At 68.0% G+C, this 17,767-nt stretch carries 18 protein-coding genes and 1 pseudogene; 7 read left to right on the top strand and 12 right to left on the bottom strand.

The window, feature by feature from the left end:
* Positions 1 to 57: 57 nt before the first annotated feature.
* Positions 58 to 423 carry an H-NS histone family protein gene (locus AC2YHJ_RS11390; RefSeq protein WP_487396109.1) on the bottom strand — a complete coding sequence of 122 codons (366 nt, stop codon included), beginning with the start codon at positions 421 to 423 and terminating at the stop codon, positions 58 to 60.
* A gap of 161 nt (positions 424 to 584) precedes the next feature.
* Between AC2YHJ_RS11390 and AC2YHJ_RS11385 the strand changes: the two genes are divergently transcribed.
* Entirely contained in the window at positions 585 to 767 is a 183-nt protein-coding gene (locus tag AC2YHJ_RS11385; RefSeq protein WP_487396108.1) for a hypothetical protein, read from the top strand.
* On the opposite strand, the gene AC2YHJ_RS11380 is transcribed toward AC2YHJ_RS11385, so the two are convergent.
* Complete coding sequence (locus AC2YHJ_RS11380; protein WP_487396106.1) at positions 751 to 2,520, bottom strand: recombinase family protein; 1,770 nt, start codon at positions 2,518 to 2,520, stop codon at positions 751 to 753. The genes AC2YHJ_RS11385 and AC2YHJ_RS11380 overlap by 17 nt on opposite strands.
* A gap of 76 nt (positions 2,521 to 2,596) precedes the next feature.
* On the opposite strand from AC2YHJ_RS11380, the pseudogene AC2YHJ_RS11375 reads away from it, so the two are divergent.
* The 6 genes and pseudogenes from AC2YHJ_RS11375 to AC2YHJ_RS11350 form a co-directional block, all read left to right on the top strand.
* A pseudogene (locus AC2YHJ_RS11375) lies at positions 2,597 to 2,884 on the top strand (EamA family transporter); the annotation flags it as partial.
* On the top strand, positions 2,882 to 3,343 hold the full coding sequence (locus AC2YHJ_RS11370) for an EamA family transporter (RefSeq protein ID WP_487396184.1): 462 nt from the start codon (positions 2,882 to 2,884) through the stop codon (positions 3,341 to 3,343). The pseudogene AC2YHJ_RS11375 and the gene AC2YHJ_RS11370, both read left to right, overlap by 3 nt.
* Before the next feature lie 75 nt (positions 3,344 to 3,418).
* Positions 3,419 to 4,423 carry a Bug family tripartite tricarboxylate transporter substrate binding protein gene (locus AC2YHJ_RS11365; RefSeq protein WP_487396105.1) on the top strand — a complete coding sequence of 335 codons (1,005 nt, stop codon included), beginning with the start codon at positions 3,419 to 3,421 and terminating at the stop codon, positions 4,421 to 4,423.
* 24 nt (positions 4,424 to 4,447) lie between these two features.
* Positions 4,448 to 5,332 (top strand): MBL fold metallo-hydrolase, encoded by an 885-nt coding sequence (locus AC2YHJ_RS11360; protein ID WP_487396104.1) that lies wholly within the window; start codon positions 4,448 to 4,450, stop codon positions 5,330 to 5,332.
* A 68-nt stretch (positions 5,333 to 5,400) separates the two neighbouring features.
* Positions 5,401 to 6,576 (top strand): acyl-CoA dehydrogenase family protein, encoded by a 1,176-nt coding sequence (locus AC2YHJ_RS11355; RefSeq protein WP_487396103.1) that lies wholly within the window; start codon positions 5,401 to 5,403, stop codon positions 6,574 to 6,576.
* A gap of 11 nt (positions 6,577 to 6,587) precedes the next feature.
* A complete protein-coding gene (locus AC2YHJ_RS11350; protein ID WP_487396101.1) occupies positions 6,588 to 7,802 on the top strand; it encodes a CaiB/BaiF CoA transferase family protein in 1,215 nt (404 codons plus the stop codon).
* 3 nt (positions 7,803 to 7,805) lie between these two features.
* Here AC2YHJ_RS11350 and AC2YHJ_RS11345 read toward each other — a convergent pair whose 3' ends face one another.
* From AC2YHJ_RS11345 to AC2YHJ_RS11300, 10 genes are all read right to left on the bottom strand, one after another.
* Complete coding sequence (locus AC2YHJ_RS11345) at positions 7,806 to 8,651, bottom strand: SDR family oxidoreductase (protein WP_487396099.1); 846 nt, start codon at positions 8,649 to 8,651, stop codon at positions 7,806 to 7,808.
* A gap of 1 nt (position 8,652) precedes the next feature.
* Entirely contained in the window at positions 8,653 to 9,453 is an 801-nt protein-coding gene (locus tag AC2YHJ_RS11340) for a crotonase/enoyl-CoA hydratase family protein (RefSeq protein ID WP_487396097.1), read from the bottom strand.
* Positions 9,454 to 9,517: 64 nt separating this feature from the next.
* Entirely contained in the window at positions 9,518 to 10,501 is a 984-nt protein-coding gene (locus AC2YHJ_RS11335) for a Bug family tripartite tricarboxylate transporter substrate binding protein (RefSeq protein ID WP_487396096.1), read from the bottom strand.
* 4 nt (positions 10,502 to 10,505) lie between these two features.
* Complete coding sequence (locus tag AC2YHJ_RS11330) at positions 10,506 to 11,012, bottom strand: GAF domain-containing protein (RefSeq protein ID WP_487396095.1); 507 nt, start codon at positions 11,010 to 11,012, stop codon at positions 10,506 to 10,508.
* Between the two features lie 25 nt (positions 11,013 to 11,037).
* Positions 11,038 to 12,627: a DHA2 family efflux MFS transporter permease subunit gene (locus AC2YHJ_RS11325; RefSeq protein ID WP_487396094.1), complete on the bottom strand. Its 1,590-nt coding sequence runs from the start codon at positions 12,625 to 12,627 to the stop codon at positions 11,038 to 11,040.
* The gene (locus AC2YHJ_RS11320) at positions 12,620 to 13,768 is read right to left on the bottom strand and encodes an HlyD family secretion protein (protein ID WP_487396093.1); all 1,149 of its coding nucleotides are present in this window, start codon (positions 13,766 to 13,768) and stop codon (positions 12,620 to 12,622) included. The genes AC2YHJ_RS11325 and AC2YHJ_RS11320 overlap by 8 nt, the downstream gene beginning before the upstream one ends.
* Positions 13,749 to 14,231: a MarR family transcriptional regulator gene (locus tag AC2YHJ_RS11315; protein ID WP_487396092.1), complete on the bottom strand. Its 483-nt coding sequence runs from the start codon at positions 14,229 to 14,231 to the stop codon at positions 13,749 to 13,751. The genes AC2YHJ_RS11320 and AC2YHJ_RS11315 overlap by 20 nt, the downstream gene beginning before the upstream one ends.
* Positions 14,232 to 14,406: 175 nt before the next feature.
* Entirely contained in the window at positions 14,407 to 14,619 is a 213-nt protein-coding gene (locus tag AC2YHJ_RS11310) for a dodecin (protein ID WP_487396091.1), read from the bottom strand.
* A gap of 141 nt (positions 14,620 to 14,760) precedes the next feature.
* Positions 14,761 to 16,704: an oxidoreductase gene (locus AC2YHJ_RS11305; RefSeq protein ID WP_487396090.1), complete on the bottom strand. Its 1,944-nt coding sequence runs from the start codon at positions 16,702 to 16,704 to the stop codon at positions 14,761 to 14,763.
* Entirely contained in the window at positions 16,705 to 17,682 is a 978-nt protein-coding gene (locus tag AC2YHJ_RS11300; RefSeq protein ID WP_487396089.1) for a Bug family tripartite tricarboxylate transporter substrate binding protein, read from the bottom strand.
* Positions 17,683 to 17,767: the final 85 nt, after the last annotated feature.

Here is a 17,767-nt window from a genome sequence, read left to right as displayed (position 1 = left end):
TGCCTAGACGCAAAACGGTGCCCGAAGGCGCCGTTCATGCCCAACGAAGATTCTTCGTCAGACTTTGAAGTCGTCCAAGGTCGCCCCCTTGTCGAGTGCCTCCTTGAGCCACGCCGGGCGGGGTCCGACACCCGGCCACGCGTTGCCGTGCTGGTCACGGTACTTCGCAGGGCGGCCCGCAGGAGCCACACCGGAAGCCTTTCGGGCGCCCTTCCGGCCCCGTCCGGTCGCTTCGACCAGCGAAAGACCCAACGAAGCGGCCCGTTCCTGAAACTCCAAGATCAGGGCTTGCTTCGCTTCGATCTTCTTCGAGTCGGCCATCTTCGACGCCTGTTCGGCGATCTTGAGAAGTTCGGCGTAGGACAACGCATCAAGTGCCGTCACCACGTTGTCGTAGACCGATTCCTTGGGCTCTTTGGCCATGTCGATATCCTTTCGATCTGGATAAGCTCGGCGAGGATAGATCTCCATCCATTTCGTGTGAACCGGAATGCGGAAACCGATTCGGTTGACCGACTTTAAACTTGCCGACTTCAAGTTCGAGATGGTCCTACTGGATAGCCGCCGCAACAACAAAGGCAGGCATGCACCGCACTACCGATCACATTCGAATCGCCCGCGACGCCTACGAGTGGTTCAAGATGCTCGAATGGATCGACGCACATGAGATGCCAGAAGACCCGGGCAACTGGTCCATCGAGGAACGGACCATGTTCACCATTCGCTGGTACCCGCTGACGTGGCGGGACGTCAGTCGTCGTTCTTGAGCCGTTCCGCGATCTCTCGCCCATGCTGGTCGCGGGCGAGGATGTCTTCGAGGGACCAGCGAGCTTCGTCGCGGATGCTCTTGGGCCACTTCGGATCGTCAACCATGGTCTTGTAGTGGTCGACCCGGTCGACGGCGGTTTGCCATCCGCCCGGACCCGACCACGTCTCTGCCCATCCATTGATCGTCTGCATTCGCCACGCGCCCGCCGGGATCGGACCGACGATGCCCTCGACGTGCTCGTCGTTCAGGACAATCGTGATGCGCTCGATGACCTGTCGGAGCGCACCATTGAGAAGACGTATCGCGCGGTCCCGCTCGGGACCGTTCTCGCCCTTGTAGGCGTTCAGAAGCATCGCGTACTCGGCCGGGCGGTCCTGCTTCGTGGTCAGTGCCTCGCGCTTCCGCTGTAGCTCGATGATCCCGGCATCGAGGTCGCGGATCATCGCCGAGAAGCGCCGGACCTGTGCGTCGAGACCGTCATCGTCATCGGCAAGCATCAGCCGGTCGATACGCGTCTGAAGCCTGTCGCGCTGCGCGCTCTGCTCGGCAATCTCGTTATCAAGCCGGTGCCGTTCCGGCGACGCGGAGGCAGCGACGATGTCGAACGCCTCGGACGCCTTCACGAGGATTTCGTCAACGATCCCCTCGGCACGGACACGGCCGCGACTTTCGCACTTGCCGATGATCGCGTTACCGCAATGCAGAATGCCACCGCGATCCAACGCGCTTCGACTCCAAAGTTGGATTCGGCCGCCGCACGCATGGCAGTAGACGACACCCTGCAACACATTCCGAAGTGCCCCGCGATTGCCGCCGCCCCGACGCCGTGACTGCGTCGCGTTCTGCGCGCGATCCCAAGTCGCCTTATCGACGACCGCCGCGTCCATGTAGTATTCGAGGATGATCCCGGTGTCCGCCTCTGCGGTATCGATCTTCACTCGGTACTCAGTGACGATGCCATCGGCAGTCTCGACCATCTCTTCCTTGAGGCCCTTCACGCAGGTCTTCGGCAGCCACGCGCCGTAGGCAGCATGCGAACGCAGGATCGATTGCACGACGGATGCCGTCCATGCCGCTTTGGCGCCCGCGCGTGGCGCTGCGTCGCGGTTGAGAATGGTTGCGATGGTCTTGTGGCCGTGCCCTTCGATGGCAAGGTCGAAGATACGCCGTACCGCAGCGGCATATTTGTTCAGAATCCACTTGCCGTTGACGTAGTCGATCCACAGCGGACCCCGGCTGTTCATCCGCGACCCATCCTCGGCGGCTGCCTTGCGAGCCGCAGCCCACGCCGACCGTCCCCGTAGTCGCTTGGTGTTCGATTCCTCGTGCGCCAAATGGACCCGAAGCAGCATGCCGACCGCACTCGTTAGGTCGTCACTCGACTTGGCATCAAGGACTTGATCGGATGCCACGACTCCGACCCTGATCCCCGCCTTCGTGAGGGTCTCGATGACCCGCCGGGCTTGGCTGATCGGCAGTCGGGAGATGCGGTCGAACTCCTCGACCACCAGCACCGACCCGGCGGGGATGCGTCCTAGCTCAACCTGTCGGATGAACTTGCCGAGTTCGCCCCTCGCCAGATGCGCCCCCGCGAAGCCCGACCTGCCACGATCCACGAGGACCCGCGACGGGCTGGTCTCAAACCCCTTGCGCTCGCACCACGCCATGATGTCGCGAAGCTGCCGGGTTTCTGAGTCGCCGTCTGACTGCTGTTCGGACGACCAGCGAACATAGATGTAGGCGAGCGACATCGGCCGAATCCTTGGTCTTTCGCAACCCTATGAGCGCAGCCAGATGTTGTAAACACAATGTGTTCCGTTCCAGACGCAGTTCCTGCGCTACCTGGCCGGCCTCATCGTGCTGCTGCCGTTCATGCTGCGCACCGGTCTGGCCGCGTGGCGGCCGCACGACCTGCGCGGACAGGGTTGGCGCGGCATGGTGCATACCGTCGGGCTGCTGCTGTGGTTCTGGGCGCTGCCGCACGTGCCCCTCGCCGACATGACGGCGATCGGTTTCACGGGACCGATCTTCATCATGGCCGGCGCGGTGGTGTTCCTGGGTGAACCCGTCGTGCGGGCCCGCTGGATCGCCGCCGGCTTCGGCTTCCTTGGCGTGCTGGTCGTGGTGGCGCCGCAGTTCACCGGCACCGGGGGCGGCTTCTGGTCCCTGGTGATGCTCTCCTCCGCCCCTCTCTTCGCGGCGTCCTTCCTGATCACCAAGGCGCTGACGAGGCGCGATCGGCCGGAGGTGATCGTCGCCTGGCAGGCCATCACCGTCGCGGCCTTCAGCCTGCCATTCGCGGTACCCGGCTGGATCTGGCCCACGGCCGAGCAATGGGGCTGGTTCCTGTTGACGGGCCTGCTCGGCAGCGCCGGGCACTGGTGCCTGACCGAGGCCTTCCGCATCGCCGACATGTCGGCGACGCAGCCGGTGAAGTTCATCGACATGGTCTGGGCCTCGGCGCTCGGCTGGCTGGTGTTCGCCGAGGTGCCGGCGACCACGACCTTCGCCGGCGCGGCGATCATCTTTGCCGCCACCACCTGGATCGCCCGGCGCGAGGTTGCGCGGCGCTGAGCGCGGCTTGCGCCCGCGCCGCGTCTGTCGGATCGTTCCGCCACGTCGCCGCCTGAACGGGGACAGGAGGAACGCATGAATGGCTCCGAACCGCGCCGCGCCGCGCGCTCGGCGGGGATCCTGCGGCGACGCGCCCTGCCGGCCCTGGCCTTCGGACTGGCGGCGACCCCAGCCGTCGCACAGGACGCGTGGCCGGCCCGTCCGATACGCCTGATCATCCCGTTCGCCCCGGGCGGCCCGATCGACACGGTCGGCCGGCTGATCGGGGAACGGCTGCGCGAGCGGCTCGGCCAGCCCTTCATCATCGACAACCGCGCCGGTGCCGGCGGGTCGATCGGGCTACGCGCGACGGTGCAGGCGCCGCCCGATGGTTACACCTTCGTCCTCACCTCCTCCTCCCTCGCGATTCTGCCGGCGATCTATGCCAATCTCGGCTTCGACCCCCGCACGGATCTCGCGCCCGTCAGCCTGGTGGCTGAAATCGCGACCACGATCGTGGTGCGCGCCGATCACCGCTTCGCGAACCTCCAGGCGCTGCTCACCGAGGCGCGCGCGAAGCCCGGCGGCATCACCTACGGCACCTCGGGCATCGGGTCCTCGAACCATCTGTCGGGCGCCATGCTGGCAGCGGTGGCGCAGATCGACCTCACCCACGTGCCCTATCGTGGCGCCGCACAGGCGACCAATGCGCTCTATGCCGGCGATATCGACGTGGTCTTCGCCAGCACGGTCGAGACGCTTGGCCAGGCCCGGGAAGGCAGGGCGCGCATCCTTGCCGTCACGACCGCGGCGCGCATCCCGGCGGTGCCCGATGTGCCGGCTGCGGTCGAGGTCGTGCCCGGTTACATCGCGCCGAACTGGTTCGCCATCGCCGCGCCGAAAGGCTTGCCGGACCCCATCCTCGCGCGCCTGTCGGCGGAGCTCGGCGCCCTGCGCAGCGACGCCGATTTCCGGGCCCGCTTCGCGACGCTCGGTGCGGAACCGCTGATGAGTGCGCCCGATATGCTCGCCCAGCGCCTTGCGGAGGACGTGCCCACCTGGCGCCGCGTGGCCGCCGAGGCCGGTATCCGCGCCGAATGATCCACTGACTGACTGGGACACGACATGCGAAAGCTGACAATCGGCGACGTCACCATCACCAGCATCGTCGAGCGCGACGGCCCCTGGCGCGCGCCCGAGGCGATGTTCCCCAAGGCCGCGGCGGCGCCGGATCTGCTTGCCGCGCGGCTGAAGGAGGTCGAGCCCGAGACCTATGACGCGGCCTCCGGCAAGATGGTCATCACCTACCAGACCTATGTGGTCCGCACGCCGCGCCACACCATCCTGGTCGATACCTGCACCGGCGATGACAAAGGCTACCCAGCGCCGATGGATTTCCCGAAGCAACCCTGGCTCGACGGGTTGAAGGCCGAGGGCCTGTCCTTCGCGGATATTGATTACGTCTTCTGCACCCATCTGCACATCGACCATTCGGGCTGGAACACCGTGCTGCGCGATGGCCGGTGGGTGCCGACCTTCCCCAATGCGAAATACGTCTTCCACAAGCGCGAATACGCGGCTTGGGAAGCAAGCACCAAGGCCGCGGAAGAACGCCCGGGCGGCGGCGGCGACGTCTTCCGCTTCAACTGCGAACCCGTCGTGGCTGCCGGCCAGGCCCTGCTGGTGGATGACGATTTCCAACTCGACGACAGGATCACGATCCAGCCGACTCCCGGCCATTCACCCTGCCATTGCTGTGTGCATATCCGCAGCGGCGGCCAGCACGCAGTCGTGACCGGGGACCTGATGCATCACGCCCTGCAGGTGCACCAGCCGGACTGGTCCACGGTGTTCTGCTGGGACCCGGCCGAGGCCGAAGCGAGCCGCCGCCGCTTCTTCGGCCAAGTGGCCGATACGGATGCGAAAATCCTGCCGATTCACTTTCCCGACCCATCGGTCGGCCGGGTGGAGGCGCAGGGCGACCGTTTCCGTTGGCGATACCTGCGCTGAGACGTTCCGCCGCTTGACGAAGGGTGCGCCCGGTGGTCCGTTCCGGACCATCGGAGGACCGTCGCACCATGGACCACAACCAGCCCTACGCCGCCAGCGAGGAGACCCGGATGCTGCGGGATCTGGTCGCGAAATTCGTGGAACGCGACCTGATGCCGCTGGAACCCGCCGTGCTGAAGCGGGAAGCCGAGGGCGGCGGTTTCAAGCTCTCGGCGGAGGAAGAGGCCAGCCTTCTCGCACGCTGCCGGGAACTCGGCCTGTGGGGTCTCGACGTGCCGGAGGAATTCGGTGGCGCCAACCTGCCGCTGATCTCGCTCGCCGCGGCGGAGGAGGAGATGGCGCGCGCCTGCATCCCCTTCACCATCCCGCCGGACAGCCCGAACCTGCACATGATGCTCTCGGTCGCGAGCCCGATGCAGCGGGTGAAATATCTCGATCCATATGCGCGCGGAGAGCAGCGCTCCGCCATGGCGATCAGCGAGCCCGGCGCCGGCGGCGACCCGGCGGGGATGACGACGCGCGCCGTGCGCGACGGCGACGACTGGGTGATCAACGGCCGCAAGATCTGGGTGTCCAACGTCCCACGCGCTGACTTCATCATCCTGATGGCGCGCACCGGTGATGGAAAGCGCCAGGAAGGCATCACTGCCTTCATCGTCGAGAAGGGCACGCCCGGCTTCATCATCGAGCGCGCCATCCCAATGATCGGCGGTCGCACCACCTACGAGCTCGTCTTCGAGGATTGCCGCGTCCCGCATGAGAATGTGCTCGGCGAACTCGGCCGCGGCTATGCGCCCATGCAGCTGCGGCTGAACGTGCGGCGCATGCAGATGGGCGCGCGCTGCATCGGCATGGCGCGCCGCGCTCTCGAGATGATGTCGGAGTACGCGCAGAACCGCGTGACCTGGGGCGTCCGCCTCGCGGACCGCCAGGCGATCCAGTGGTTCGCCGCCGAGGCGGTAATGGAAATGCATGCCTGCCGGCTGATGGTGAACGACCTCGCCGCCAAGCTCGATGCCGGCGCTGATGTGCGGATGGAAGCTTCCATCCTGAAGGTGCACGCGACGGAGATGGCGCAGTCGGTGCTCGACAATGCCATGCAGACCTTTGGTGCCATGGGCATGACGAAGGAACTGCCGCTGCAACTGATGCACCAGCAGGTGCGCGTGATGCGCGTCTATGAAGGCCCGTCGGAGGTGCATCGCAGCGCCATCGGCCGCCGCACCCTGGGTTCGAAGGTCTGACCGTGGAGGAGGTGCAACGGCCACTCGAAGGGCTGCTGGTCCTCGACCTCGGGCATATCTATCAGGCGCCCTATTGCGGGTTCCTGATGGCGATGGCGGGGGCGACCGTCATCAAGATCGAACCGCCACAGGGCGAGCCGCTGCGTCGGCGCGCCATGGTCGCCGGGGGCTCGGTGCCCCAGGCGATGCTGAATTCGAACAAGCTCGGCCTGTCGCTCGACCTCAAGAACCCGCAGGGGCAGGAGGTTTTCCTGCGGCTGGTCGATCGGGCCGACGTGGTGATCGAGAATTTCTCCCCGGGGGCGATGGACCGGCTCGGCCTGGGACAGGAGGTGCTGCGCAAGCGCAACCCGCGGCTGGTCTACGCTTGCGGGTCCGGCTACGGCCAGACGGGGCCGGATCGCAACCGGCTGGCGATGGACCTGACGGTGCAGGCCGCGGTTGGCATCATGCATACCACGGGCTTCCCCGATGGCCCGCCGACCAAGGCCGGGCCGACGGTTTGCGACTTCCTCGGCGGCACGCATCTCTACGGCGCGGTGATGACGGCGCTGTTCGCGCGGGAGCGCAGCGGCAAGGGCGGATACGTGGAAGTGGCGATGCAGGATGCAGCCTATTCCACGCTCGCTTCGGCCATCGGCATGCATTTCGGCGGCAAGACCGACGGCCTGCCGCCGCGGACGGGTAACAGCCATGCCGGCCTCGCCATGGCGCCCTACAATGTCTATCCGGCCTCTGATGGCTGGATCGCCATCATCGTCGTGACCGAGGAACACTGGGACCGGCTGCTGCGCGCGATGGGGCAGGATGCGCTGATTGGCGACGAGCGCTTCCGCAGCAACCCTGACCGCGTGAAGCACATGGCTGAGGTGGACGACATGGTCACCACCTGGACCTCCGCCCATACGCGCGCGGAGCTCGAAGCGCTGACGCGCAAGCATGGCGTTCCGGCGGCGCCGGTGCGCACGCTCGAAGAAGTGCTGGAAGACCCGGGCATGCATGAACGCGGCATGCTGCGCTGGGTGGATCATCCCGAGGTCGGTCGCGTGGTGCTGCCCGCCACGCCGCTGCGCATTGAAGGCGCACCGCCCCCCGACTTCGCCCCGAGCCCCTTCCTGAACCAGCATGAAGGCGAGGTGCTCGGAGGTATGCTCGGCCTGGCCGAGGCGGAGCGCGAGACACTGCGCGAGGCCGGGGCGCTGGGTCCGCGCTTCAGGCCGCGCTGACCTTCAGCGTGACGGCGTGCGGGCGCGCTGCTGCGCCCATTGCTCGTCGGTCCAGTCCAGCATCTCCTGCGCGCCGGCCCGCGCGCCGCCAAGCAAGCGTCGCCCGCCATCGGCCACCACGCATTCGCCGGTGATGTAACCGGCATGATCCGAAACGAGGAAGGCGGCGAGGTCCGTCAGTTCCTCATGCTTGCCGGCGCGGCGCAGGGGTACGCCGGCATGCTCGACGCCGCCGGGCCGCAGCCGCGCGACGGCGGCCTCGGTCGGGAAGGTGCCTGGCGCGATCGCGACCAGGCGGATCCCGTGCGGACCCCATTCGACCGCGAGGCTCTGCGTCATCGCCAGCAACCCGGCCTTGGCCATGGCCGAGGGCGCTGTGAAAGCCCCGCCCTGCAGGGCCGACAACGTCAGGATCGACAGCACCACGCCTGGCTGCCCGGCCTCGATCCAGCGTCGCCCGCAGCCGATGGTGCAATAGGCCGCGCCATGCAGCGTGGTACCCAGCACCGCATCGACCGCGCGCGCCGACAGGCGATGCGTCTGCGCCAGGAAATTCGCCGCGGCGTTGTTCACCAGAATGTCGGGCGCGCCGTGGCGCCAGACATCGTCGAGCATCGCCTCGACCGCCGCAGGATCACGAATGTCGCAGACATGCATCGTGACATCCGCACCCCGCACCTCGGCCCGGAAAGCCTCGGCTGCCGCATCCAGTACCGCACCGCGCCGCCCGCAGATCGCAAGCGACGCGCCAAGTTCCAGGAAGCGACGACCGATGCTCCGCCCCAGCCCCGTGCCGCCGCCGGTGATCAGCGCTCGCCCCCCAGCCAGCAGCCCCGGCGCGAAGGCCATCTCAGCTGCCCGTATAGGTCGGCTTGCGCTTCTCGCGCATCGCCGCCAGCGCCTCCTTGTGGTCGGCCGTGGTGTGCGCGACCGCCTGCATGGCCGACGACATCTCCAGGACGGTGTCGAGCTTGTTGTTCCATGCCTCGCGCAGCAGCCGCCGCGCCATGCGCACCGCCTGCGGCGGGTTCGCGGCGATGCGTGCCGCGAGCGCCTTGGCGGCCGGGATCAACTCGGCATCGGGCACCACGCGGGACACGAGACCTGCTTCCAGTGCTTCCTGTGCTGTCAGCGAATCACCCGTCAACGCCATTTCGGACGCCTTGGCGAAGCCGACGATGCGCGGCAACAGCCAGGCGCCGCCATCGCCAGGGATGATGCCGAGCTTCACGAAGCTTTCGGCGAAGCGCGCGCTCTCGGAAGCGATGCGCAGGTCGCACATGCAGGCGAGGTCACATCCCGCGCCCATCGCCGGGCCGTTCACCGCCGCGATCACCGGCAATTCCAGGGTCTCGAGCAGGCGGGGAATGCGCTGGATGCCCCAACGGTAGTAGCCACGGGCCTGGGCAGGCGTGCGTTCCTTGGGGCCGCTCGCGGCCTCGCCCATACGTCGGACATTGCCACCCGCGCAGAAGGCGGTGCCAGCGCCGGTCAGAATGGCGACGCGCACTTCCTGCCCGGCGTCGAGCTCGGACAGCGTATCGAGCAGCGCGTCCTGCATCTCCGGGTCGAGCGGGTTGCGCGTCTCGGCGCGGTTCATGGTGAGAAGGGCGATGCCCTCCTCGATCTCGATCTTGAGCGGCGCATCCATCGGTACTTCCCCCGTTTCGTCGGCGCGGAGGATGGAACGCGGCCGCCTGGGCGGCAAGCCGCGGTCAGGACGCCTCGATGCCGAGGCGGCGGATCAGCGCGCCCCACTTTTCGGCGTCCGAGCGCAGCCGCCGAGCGAAGGCATCGGTCGATTCCGGCGCCCATTCCACACCCATGCCACCCAGCCGTTCCTTGATGGCCGGCAGCGCCATGATGCGGTTCAACTCCGCGTTCAGCCGCTGCTGGAGTGCAGGGTCCATACCCTTCGGCCCGAAGGCACCGTACCAGACGGCCACCTCGTAACCCGGAACGGCTTCGGCAACGGTCGGCACCGCCGGTTGGCGGGACCAACGCGTACCCTCGGTCACCGCGAGCAGACGCAGTCGCCCGCCCTCGACATGCGGCATGGTCTGCGTGGCGGCACTGAACAGCAGTTGCGTCTGCCCGGCCACCGTATCGGTCACCGCCGGCTGGCCGCCGCGATAGGGCACATGCACCATCCTGATGCCGGTCATGCTCTCCAGCAGCGCAGCGGACAGATGGTTGGTCGAGCCCGGCCCCGCCGAGGCAAAAGCTATCTTCTCGGGATTCGCGCGGGCATAGGCGATGAACTCGGGCAATGTCTGCGCCGGCACGGACGGGTGCACGACCATGGTGTTCACCGCGAAACCAAGCATCGCGAGCGGCGTGAAGTCCGCCACGCCATCGAAGGGCATGCCGCGCATCAGCGCGTGGTTCATCGCATGCGTGGACATCGATCCAAACAGCAGCGTCTGCCCATCAGGCGCCGCCTTGGCCACGACATCGGAGCCGACGTTGCCGCTGGCGCCCGAGCGGTTCTCCACCAGTACCGGCTGGCCGAGCGCCTGGCCAAGCGGCTCGGCCACGATGCGGCCGAGAATGTCCGTCGTGCCGCCCGGCGCCCAGGGGATGATCAGGCGGATCGGCCGGGTGAATGGCGCCTGAGCCGCGAGCGGTGAAGCCGCGATCAGCGCGGGCGCTGCCAGCAGCAAGCTGCGACGAGGCAGAGTTCCGGTCAGTGACGTCATCGGTTCACTCCCCATCCACGGCGAGCAGCGCCGGCACGGCCAAGGCGGCGAACAAGGCTCCGCTCGCGGCGTCGGTCTCGGTGAAATGCCCTGCTCCGTGCAGCATGTTCACCGTGCCGAGGGTGCGGCCGTTCCACCGTACCGGCAGGTTCATCGCGCTGGCGAGGCCCATCGCAGCAATCTTCTCATGATCCGGATAGGCCCAGGCGATGTCGCCGGCGTCGCGCCCGATCCAGGGCTGCCCCTCCACCAGCACGCGGCGCGTCCAGGGATGGTCCCAGTTCACCGGCTTGAAACCCGAAGCCGGATAGGCGGCAGTGTCGCTCGTAAACGCGCGGCGGTTCCGGCCAGCAACCGGATCATGGCGCATCACGGTGAACAGGCGATGGCCTATCGCCTCCGCCATCGCGTGCTGCAGCGCGCTGAAGAAGGTCTCGGGCTGGCCGGCGGCGGCGAGCGCCGCGGCGGCCCGCTGAAGCGATGGCAAGGGATCGGGGCGGGTCATGGGCATGGCATAGCGCAGTCGCGTCGATACATCACCCCGCAGGCTTGCGGCGCATGATCGCCACCGGCACCAGCGCCACCAGGCACCCCAGCGCGACCAGCAGGAAGGTGTCGCGGAAAGCGAGCATGCTGGCCTGCGACAGCAGCATCTGCGCGAGGTAATCCTGCGCCGCGGCCTGTCGCGTTCCTTCGGCGATGCCATCCTGAGCAAGCAGGCGCTCCAACTCACGCAGCACTTCGCGCGTGGCGGGCCGGCCTTCCTGCGTCGCATTCATCGCCTGGGCGTAGAACTGGGTCGTTCGCTCGAGATGGATCGACAGAAGGTTCACGCCGAGCGCACCGCCGAACTGCCGCGCGAAGTTCACCGCCCCCGACCCCTGCCCCACCCAGCGCGGCGGCAGCGCGCGCAGCGCCCCCGCATTCATGCTCGGCATGGCGAGGCCGAAGCCAACGCGCCCGATCAGGATCCACAGCGCAAAGGTCCAGAACGGCGTGTCTGTTCCTACGCCCGTCATCAGCGCGGTCGAGAAGCCGAACAGCAGCAGCCCGGCCCCGATCGGTGCATAAGGTGGCAAGCGATCGGCCAGCCGCCCCGCGATCGGAAAAACGACCACCATCGCAAGGCCCGCCGGCATCAGCAGCAACCCTGCCCGCGTCGCCGTATAGCCCTGGATGGTCTGGACGAAGAGCGGCACCAGATAGGTCGAACCGAACAGCGCTGCGCCGTAGACAAGACCCACTGCTGCTGCGCAGGCGAAGCCACGCACGGCGAACAGGCGCGGATTCAGCATGGGCGCATCGGTGCGCAATTCCCACAGCACGAAAGCGACCCCCGCCACGGCCGCTATGCACAGTTCCAGCGTGACGCGATTCGATCCCCAGCCTTCCCGCTGGCCGCTCGCGAGCCCCGTCAGCAATGCAAGCAGTGCTGTCACCAGCAAGGCAAAACCCGGCCCATCAAAGCGCCGCCGGGGGCCCGCACCGGGCGTCGGCCCAGGAAGGAACACCAGTCCCAGCATCAGGCCGAGCAATGCGAAGGGCACGCCCATGAAGAACATCGCGCGCCAGCCGAAGCTGTCGACGATCACGCCACCCACGGTCGGCCCCAGCGCCGGCGCGAGCACGACCCCGACGGCATAAAGGCCCATGGCGGTGCCGCGGCGTTCCGCTGGGAAGACCTGGAAGATGATCTGCATGCCGAGCGGCTGGACCATGCCCGCCGCAGCGCCCTGCAACACCCGGCCGACGATCAGCACGCCTTCATTCGGCGCGGAGCCCGCGACGACAGAGCCGAGCACGAACATCACGATGGCCGCCGAATAGGTCAGGCGGCAGCCGAAGCTGTCCACCAGCCAGCCATTCAGCAACATGGTCGCCGTCACCGCAGCGAGGAACGCCGTCGAGATCAGCTGCGCATGGTCCTGACCGATGCCGAAGGCACCCATCACCTGCGGCAGCGCAACATTCACGATGGTGGCGGACAGGATGGTGGCGATGGTCCCGATCATCGCCGCGAAGGTCACCAGCAGCCGATAGGACGCCCCCCAGCGGGCCTGCAGCTCCGCGATGCCCGGTCCGGCCCAGCCGCTGCGATCAGCCGGTCCGAGCGTCGCGTCACTCACGTGCCTGCGCCTCGACCTCCACCATCATGCCGGGCCGTAGCACACCGTCTGCGGCGCCGGACTGCAAGGCGATGCGAATGGGCAGGCGCTGGGTGATCTTGGTGAAGTTGCCGGATGGGTTCGGACTCGGCAGCAAGGCGAATTCACTGGTGGCGGCGGCGCCGACACGCTCCACCTGACCGTGGAAGCTACGGCCCGGATAGGCATCGACGCGCAACCGCACCGGCGTGCCCGCCCGGAAGTAGCGAATGTCCGTCTCCTTGACATTGGCCTCGACGCGGACGCGGGCCGGATCATGCACCAGCATCAGCCGCTGGCCCGGCGTCACGTATTCTCCCGCATCGACGAAGACGCGGTCCACCACACCATCGAAGGGCATCAGGATGGTGCGGTCGCGGATCTCGAGGCGGATGCGCTCGCGTTGCGCGGCAAGCTCGCGCTGCAGGGGATCTATCGCGTCAAGCTGCCGCCGAAGCACCGTCAGTTCTTCCCGCGCCGCACCGGCATTGGCAAGCTGCGCCTCGACATTGCGAATCTCGGCGGCGACGGCGAGGACGCGCTGCGTGGCTGTCTCCAGTTGCGCGCGAGTCTGTTCATGGCGCTGGCGGGTGCCGCTGCCGGTGCCCATCAATTGCACCGCCCGCGCGAACTCGCCCTCGGCGAAATGGCGTTCCGCCTGGGCGGCGGGCAATTGCGCCCGCGCCGCCTCCAGCCGGGCGCGCTGCGCATCCTCCTGGCTGCCGGTCTGCCGATCCACCATGGACAACCGCGCATCAAGTTCCGCGCGCCGGGCGGTGAGGCCAGCGATCCGCGCCTCGATCTCGCGCAGCGTGAGTTCCGCCTCGCGACTGTCGATGCGCAGCAGGACCGCTTCAGCTGTGGCGGTGTCGCCGGCAATGACGCGGATCTCGGTCACCCATCCGGGCAGACGGCTCGCCAGCGTGACCATGTCCGCGGCGATGCGCGCATCATCGACGAAGACCGTCGTGACCTGACGATGGATCCAACCGCCCGCGGCGGCTGCAACAGCCAGAAGTGCCGTCACCGCGGCAGCGATGCGCAGCCGGCGGCGCGCACTCCGGCGTCCTGCCGGGGCGGCATGCGACGCGGTGGTCTGCGCGCTACCCGGGCCGATGTCCATCGCCCGGTCCCTCCTCCATCGCCGCCAGACCAGCGGCCACACGCCGCAGTACCGTCAGGCAGAGAGCGAGTTCCTCCTCCGGTATGCCCGCGAGGATCTCGGCCCGCACGGCGGCGGCCTCCGCCTCGATCCGGAGCACGACCGGCCGGGCGGTGTCCGTAAGGTGGATGGTCTTGGCGCGGCGATCATGCGCGATGGCGCGTCGCTCGACGAAACCCTGCTGCTCGAGCCAGTCGAGCGTGCGGACCAGGGTCGGCGCCTCGATCCGCAGCCGCCCGGCAAGCGCCTTCTGCGTGATGCCATCGCCACGCCGCGCGAGGTTAAGCAGGACAAGCCAACGGGCCTCAGTCAGGCCGAATGGCGCGATGCGCTGATCGAGCGTTGCCCGCCAGCGTCGCGCGATCTGGGCGATCGCGACGCCGAGTTCCCATCTGACCTGGGCGAGGCTCGACCCGTCGGGCATGGCGGGATGCTAATCCCACTTGATAGGTGGCGAATAGATAGATTGCTAAGCACTGGGCCGCGCAGCGCGCATGCTGGTAATGTTCCCAGCGTTGACCGCTGCTTTGCGTCGCGTCCCGCGACGGTTCGCGGGACGTCCCTTTCATCGACCGTGCCTTCCAGGCGCCAGCGTGGCGTCACTCCTCAACGCGGAAGCCGACCTTGATGCTGACCTGGTACTGAGCGACCTTTCCGTCCTGCACGCGGCCGCGGATTTCGCTGACCTCGAACCATTCAATGTGGCGCAGGGTCTTGGCCGCGCGGGAAATCGCGGTTTCGATGGCATCGCTGACGGACTGCCTGGAACTGCCGACCAGGTCGGTCCTTCGATAGACGGCTTCCTCCTGCATCGCTCGCTCCCTGTGTTGGCCCCAATCGGGGCGTGCCGAGGGTAGCATCACGGCGGCTGGGCTTGGTGCCGAATGGCTTGCTGCGCTGCACGATAAGCAATCGAGAATGCTGCGGTGCACAGTCGGCGCCTGAACATCTGCTCAGAGCAATTCCCCGACGCGCTGGCCGTCCCGCACCGCGGAAAGCATCAGCCGAGGCGCCACGGCATCCCCCACCCGCAGCGTCGCAATGCCACGTTCGACCAGGGCGGCCTCCAGGACCTCGCGCGGTCGGCGCGGCGTGGCGTAGGTGAAGAGAGAAACGTCCGACAGCACCGTCTCCGCCCGCGTCAGGGTATGACGTATGCGCAATGCCGTGCCATCCATCGCCACGGGTTCGCGATGGATCAGGAGTTCAAATCGCCCGCCCACAGCGGCCAGGCGTCGATGCACGCCCTGTGCATAGATTGCGGGCACGTCGCGCGCGATCGCGTCACGCGGCGTCAGCAGGATGAGCCTGTCGAAGCGCTCCAGCAGGAGTTCGGCTGCCGCATAGGTGGCCGCCGTGTGATCATGATCGAACAGCACCGCGAGGCCACCGCGCGGCCGCGCGTCATCCAGCAATGCGCGGGCGGCGCTACGCAGGTCCTGCCCGCCAGCCATCGCCTCGCGCGGCGGTATCATCGCCGCACCCGTCGCCAGCACCGCCACATCGGGTGCCAGGGCCATGACATCATCGGCACGGCGTTGCACCCGCCGCGTCACGCCTGCCGCCGCCACGCGACGATCGAGATACGTCAGGAAGCGCCCGATGTCGCCACAGCCCGGCAGGCTCGCATGCAGCCGCGCCGCACCGCCGACGGTCTCCCGGTTGCTCAGCAGCGTCACCTGGTGGCCGCGCTCCGCTGCGACCGCTGCCGCCTGCATGCCGGCGACACCGGCGCCCACGACCACGACGCGGCGCGGCTTGTTGGTCGGCGCGGGTGGCGGCTCGGCGTCGGCCGGCGTGCCGGCGCGCGGGTTCACGCTGCACGCCACGGTCGCAGCCCGGTCGATCTCGTTCCAGCAGGCATTGCAGTAGATGCAAGGACGAATGGCGTCGGTGTCGTCGGCAGCCGCCTTGGCCGGCCATTGCGGATCCGCCAGAAGCGGCCGCGCCAGCATCACCATGTCCGCATCGCCCGACGCCAGCAGCGCCTCCGCCATGTCCGGCGAGGCGATCCGCCCGATCGCCGCGACCGGCACCGCGCCCGCCGCCTGCCGCAACGTCGTCCAGGTGGCGCGGAAGGGCATCGGCGCCTCATGCATGTCGGGCGCGTGCATCCACAGGCTCGGCCCATGACTGCCCTGGCTGAAGCAGAGCCAGTCCGGCGGCGTGTCCGCGACGATCCTCTCGACCAGGCGTGCCGCCTCGGCGGTTCCGATCGAACCGGTTATGCCGTCATCCGCCGGCATCTTCAGCCCGACAATGAAGTCCGCCCCGCAGCGTGCCCGCACGGCCGAAAGGATGGCGCGGGTGAAGGCGCTGCGCCCGGCGGCGTCGCCACCCCAGCGGTCCTCCCGCAGGTTGGTGATGGGGGACAGGAACTGCAGCGGGAGAAAGCCGTGCGCGGCCGAGATCTCCACCCCCGAGAAACCCGCGCGCTGCAACCGGAAGGCGCTGTCGGCATACTCCTCGACCAGCCCTTCCACTTCTGCCGAGGTCAGTGCGCGCGGCACGGTCCAGGACGCGGCGTCCACCACCGCGGAAGGCCCGACGGCCGTCAGCGATCGCACGTCACGATGGGCGTTGCCGGCGTGCCAAAGCTGGCCGACCAGGGCCGCCCCACGACTTTCCACCGCCTCCGCCAAGCGCGACAGCCCCGGCATTTGCGCCTCGTCGAAGGCCGCCACGCGCGCCGGCACCGCTGCCGAACGGCAGGCCGCCAGCGCCTCAGTCACGATTACCCCAGCACCACCCGCAGCTCGCGCGGACAGGTGCGCGATCAGCGCCTCGGTCACCGCGCCATCGCGCGGCATGCGCGTGGTCATCGCGCCGTAGCCTATGCGGTTGCGCAGCTTGCGGCCCGCCAGCCGCAGCGGGCTGAAAAGGCGAGGGAAAGCCACTCAGCCCGCCGCGGCGCCGGAAGCCTCGACCGCCTGGCGCCACTTCGCCAGTTCCCGCTGGTGGATCGCCGCCGCTTCCTCCGGCGTCGTGCCCGTGACGGTCGCGCCGAGCTCCGTCAGCCTTGCGCGGATCGCCGGCTTGGCGAGGGAAATCCGTGCCTCTGCGGCCAGTCTTTCGACGGTCGCCCTCGGCGTACCCGCCGGCGCGAACAGCATGACCCACGCCCCGGCATCGAAGCCTGGCACCGTCTCGGCCACCGTGGGCACATCCGGCATCAGCGAGGAGCGTTCGGCCCCTGTCACCGCGATGGCGCGCAGCTTTCCCTCGGCCAGGAAGGACGGCAACGTCAGGATGCCTTCGATGCACAGCTGCACGTCGTTCGACAGGATGGCCTGCACCGTGACCAGACCGCCTCGGTACGGGACATGGGTGGCGTTCAGTCCGGTCGCGGCGCGCAGCATCTCCATCGCCAGATGGTTGGTCGCGCCAACGCCGGAGGAGGCGTAGTTCAACTGCCCCGGATGGGCCTTCGAATAGGCCACCAACTCGGCCAGGTTCCGCACCGGCAGTGCCGGCGAGACGACCAGCACCTGCGGGAAGGTGACCATGTGCACCACGGGCAGGAAGTCGCGCACGACATCGTAGGGCAGGTTCCGCGTCATCGCCGGACCGATCGCCATGTTGCCCGGCGATCCCACCAGGAATGTGCTGCCATCGGCGCGGGACCGGGCCGCCGCCTCGGTGCCGATGTTGCCGTTGCCGCCGGTACGGTTGTCCACGATGAAGGGCTGGCCGAGCCGATCGGCGAGATCCTGCGCGATCAGCCGGGCCACCACATCGACGGCGGATCCCGGGGTGTAGGGGAAGATGAAGCGCACCGGCCCGCTGGGCCAGGCTGGCTGCGCCTGCGCCCGAATTGCCGGCAGCAGAGCCGCGGCTGCCAGCATGCCACGCCGTCCGAGAGTAGATCCCGTCATGGTATCGTTTCTCCCTGTGGCCGCTTCATCGACAGCCACTCACCCCGGGGGGCGCTGGCAAGTAGAAGCGGGTTCGCGATCATGG

This window comes from Roseomonas sp. SRI_022 (genome assembly GCF_057586215.1).
This window is presented reverse-complemented; position numbering and strand designations above follow the sequence as displayed.

Coding starts and splice junctions, on each gene's coding strand:
- AC2YHJ_RS11390 (WP_487396109.1), bottom strand. CDS start 423: ATGGCCAAAGAGCCCAAGGAATCGGTCTACGACAACGTGGTGACGGCA.
- AC2YHJ_RS11385 (WP_487396108.1), top strand. CDS start 585: ATGCACCGCACTACCGATCACATTCGAATCGCCCGCGACGCCTACGAG.
- AC2YHJ_RS11380 (WP_487396106.1), bottom strand. CDS start 2,520: ATGTCGCTCGCCTACATCTATGTTCGCTGGTCGTCCGAACAGCAGTCA.
- AC2YHJ_RS11365 (WP_487396105.1), top strand. CDS start 3,419: ATGAATGGCTCCGAACCGCGCCGCGCCGCGCGCTCGGCGGGGATCCTG.
- AC2YHJ_RS11360 (WP_487396104.1), top strand. CDS start 4,448: ATGCGAAAGCTGACAATCGGCGACGTCACCATCACCAGCATCGTCGAG.
- AC2YHJ_RS11355 (WP_487396103.1), top strand. CDS start 5,401: ATGGACCACAACCAGCCCTACGCCGCCAGCGAGGAGACCCGGATGCTG.
- AC2YHJ_RS11345 (WP_487396099.1), bottom strand. CDS start 8,651: ATGGCCTTCGCGCCGGGGCTGCTGGCTGGGGGGCGAGCGCTGATCACC.
- AC2YHJ_RS11340 (WP_487396097.1), bottom strand. CDS start 9,453: ATGGATGCGCCGCTCAAGATCGAGATCGAGGAGGGCATCGCCCTTCTC.
- AC2YHJ_RS11335 (WP_487396096.1), bottom strand. CDS start 10,501: ATGACGTCACTGACCGGAACTCTGCCTCGTCGCAGCTTGCTGCTGGCA.
- AC2YHJ_RS11330 (WP_487396095.1), bottom strand. CDS start 11,012: ATGCCCATGACCCGCCCCGATCCCTTGCCATCGCTTCAGCGGGCCGCC.
- AC2YHJ_RS11320 (WP_487396093.1), bottom strand. CDS start 13,768: ATGGACATCGGCCCGGGTAGCGCGCAGACCACCGCGTCGCATGCCGCC.
- AC2YHJ_RS11315 (WP_487396092.1), bottom strand. CDS start 14,231: ATGCCCGACGGGTCGAGCCTCGCCCAGGTCAGATGGGAACTCGGCGTC.
- AC2YHJ_RS11310 (WP_487396091.1), bottom strand. CDS start 14,619: ATGCAGGAGGAAGCCGTCTATCGAAGGACCGACCTGGTCGGCAGTTCC.
- AC2YHJ_RS11300 (WP_487396089.1), bottom strand. CDS start 17,682: ATGACGGGATCTACTCTCGGACGGCGTGGCATGCTGGCAGCCGCGGCT.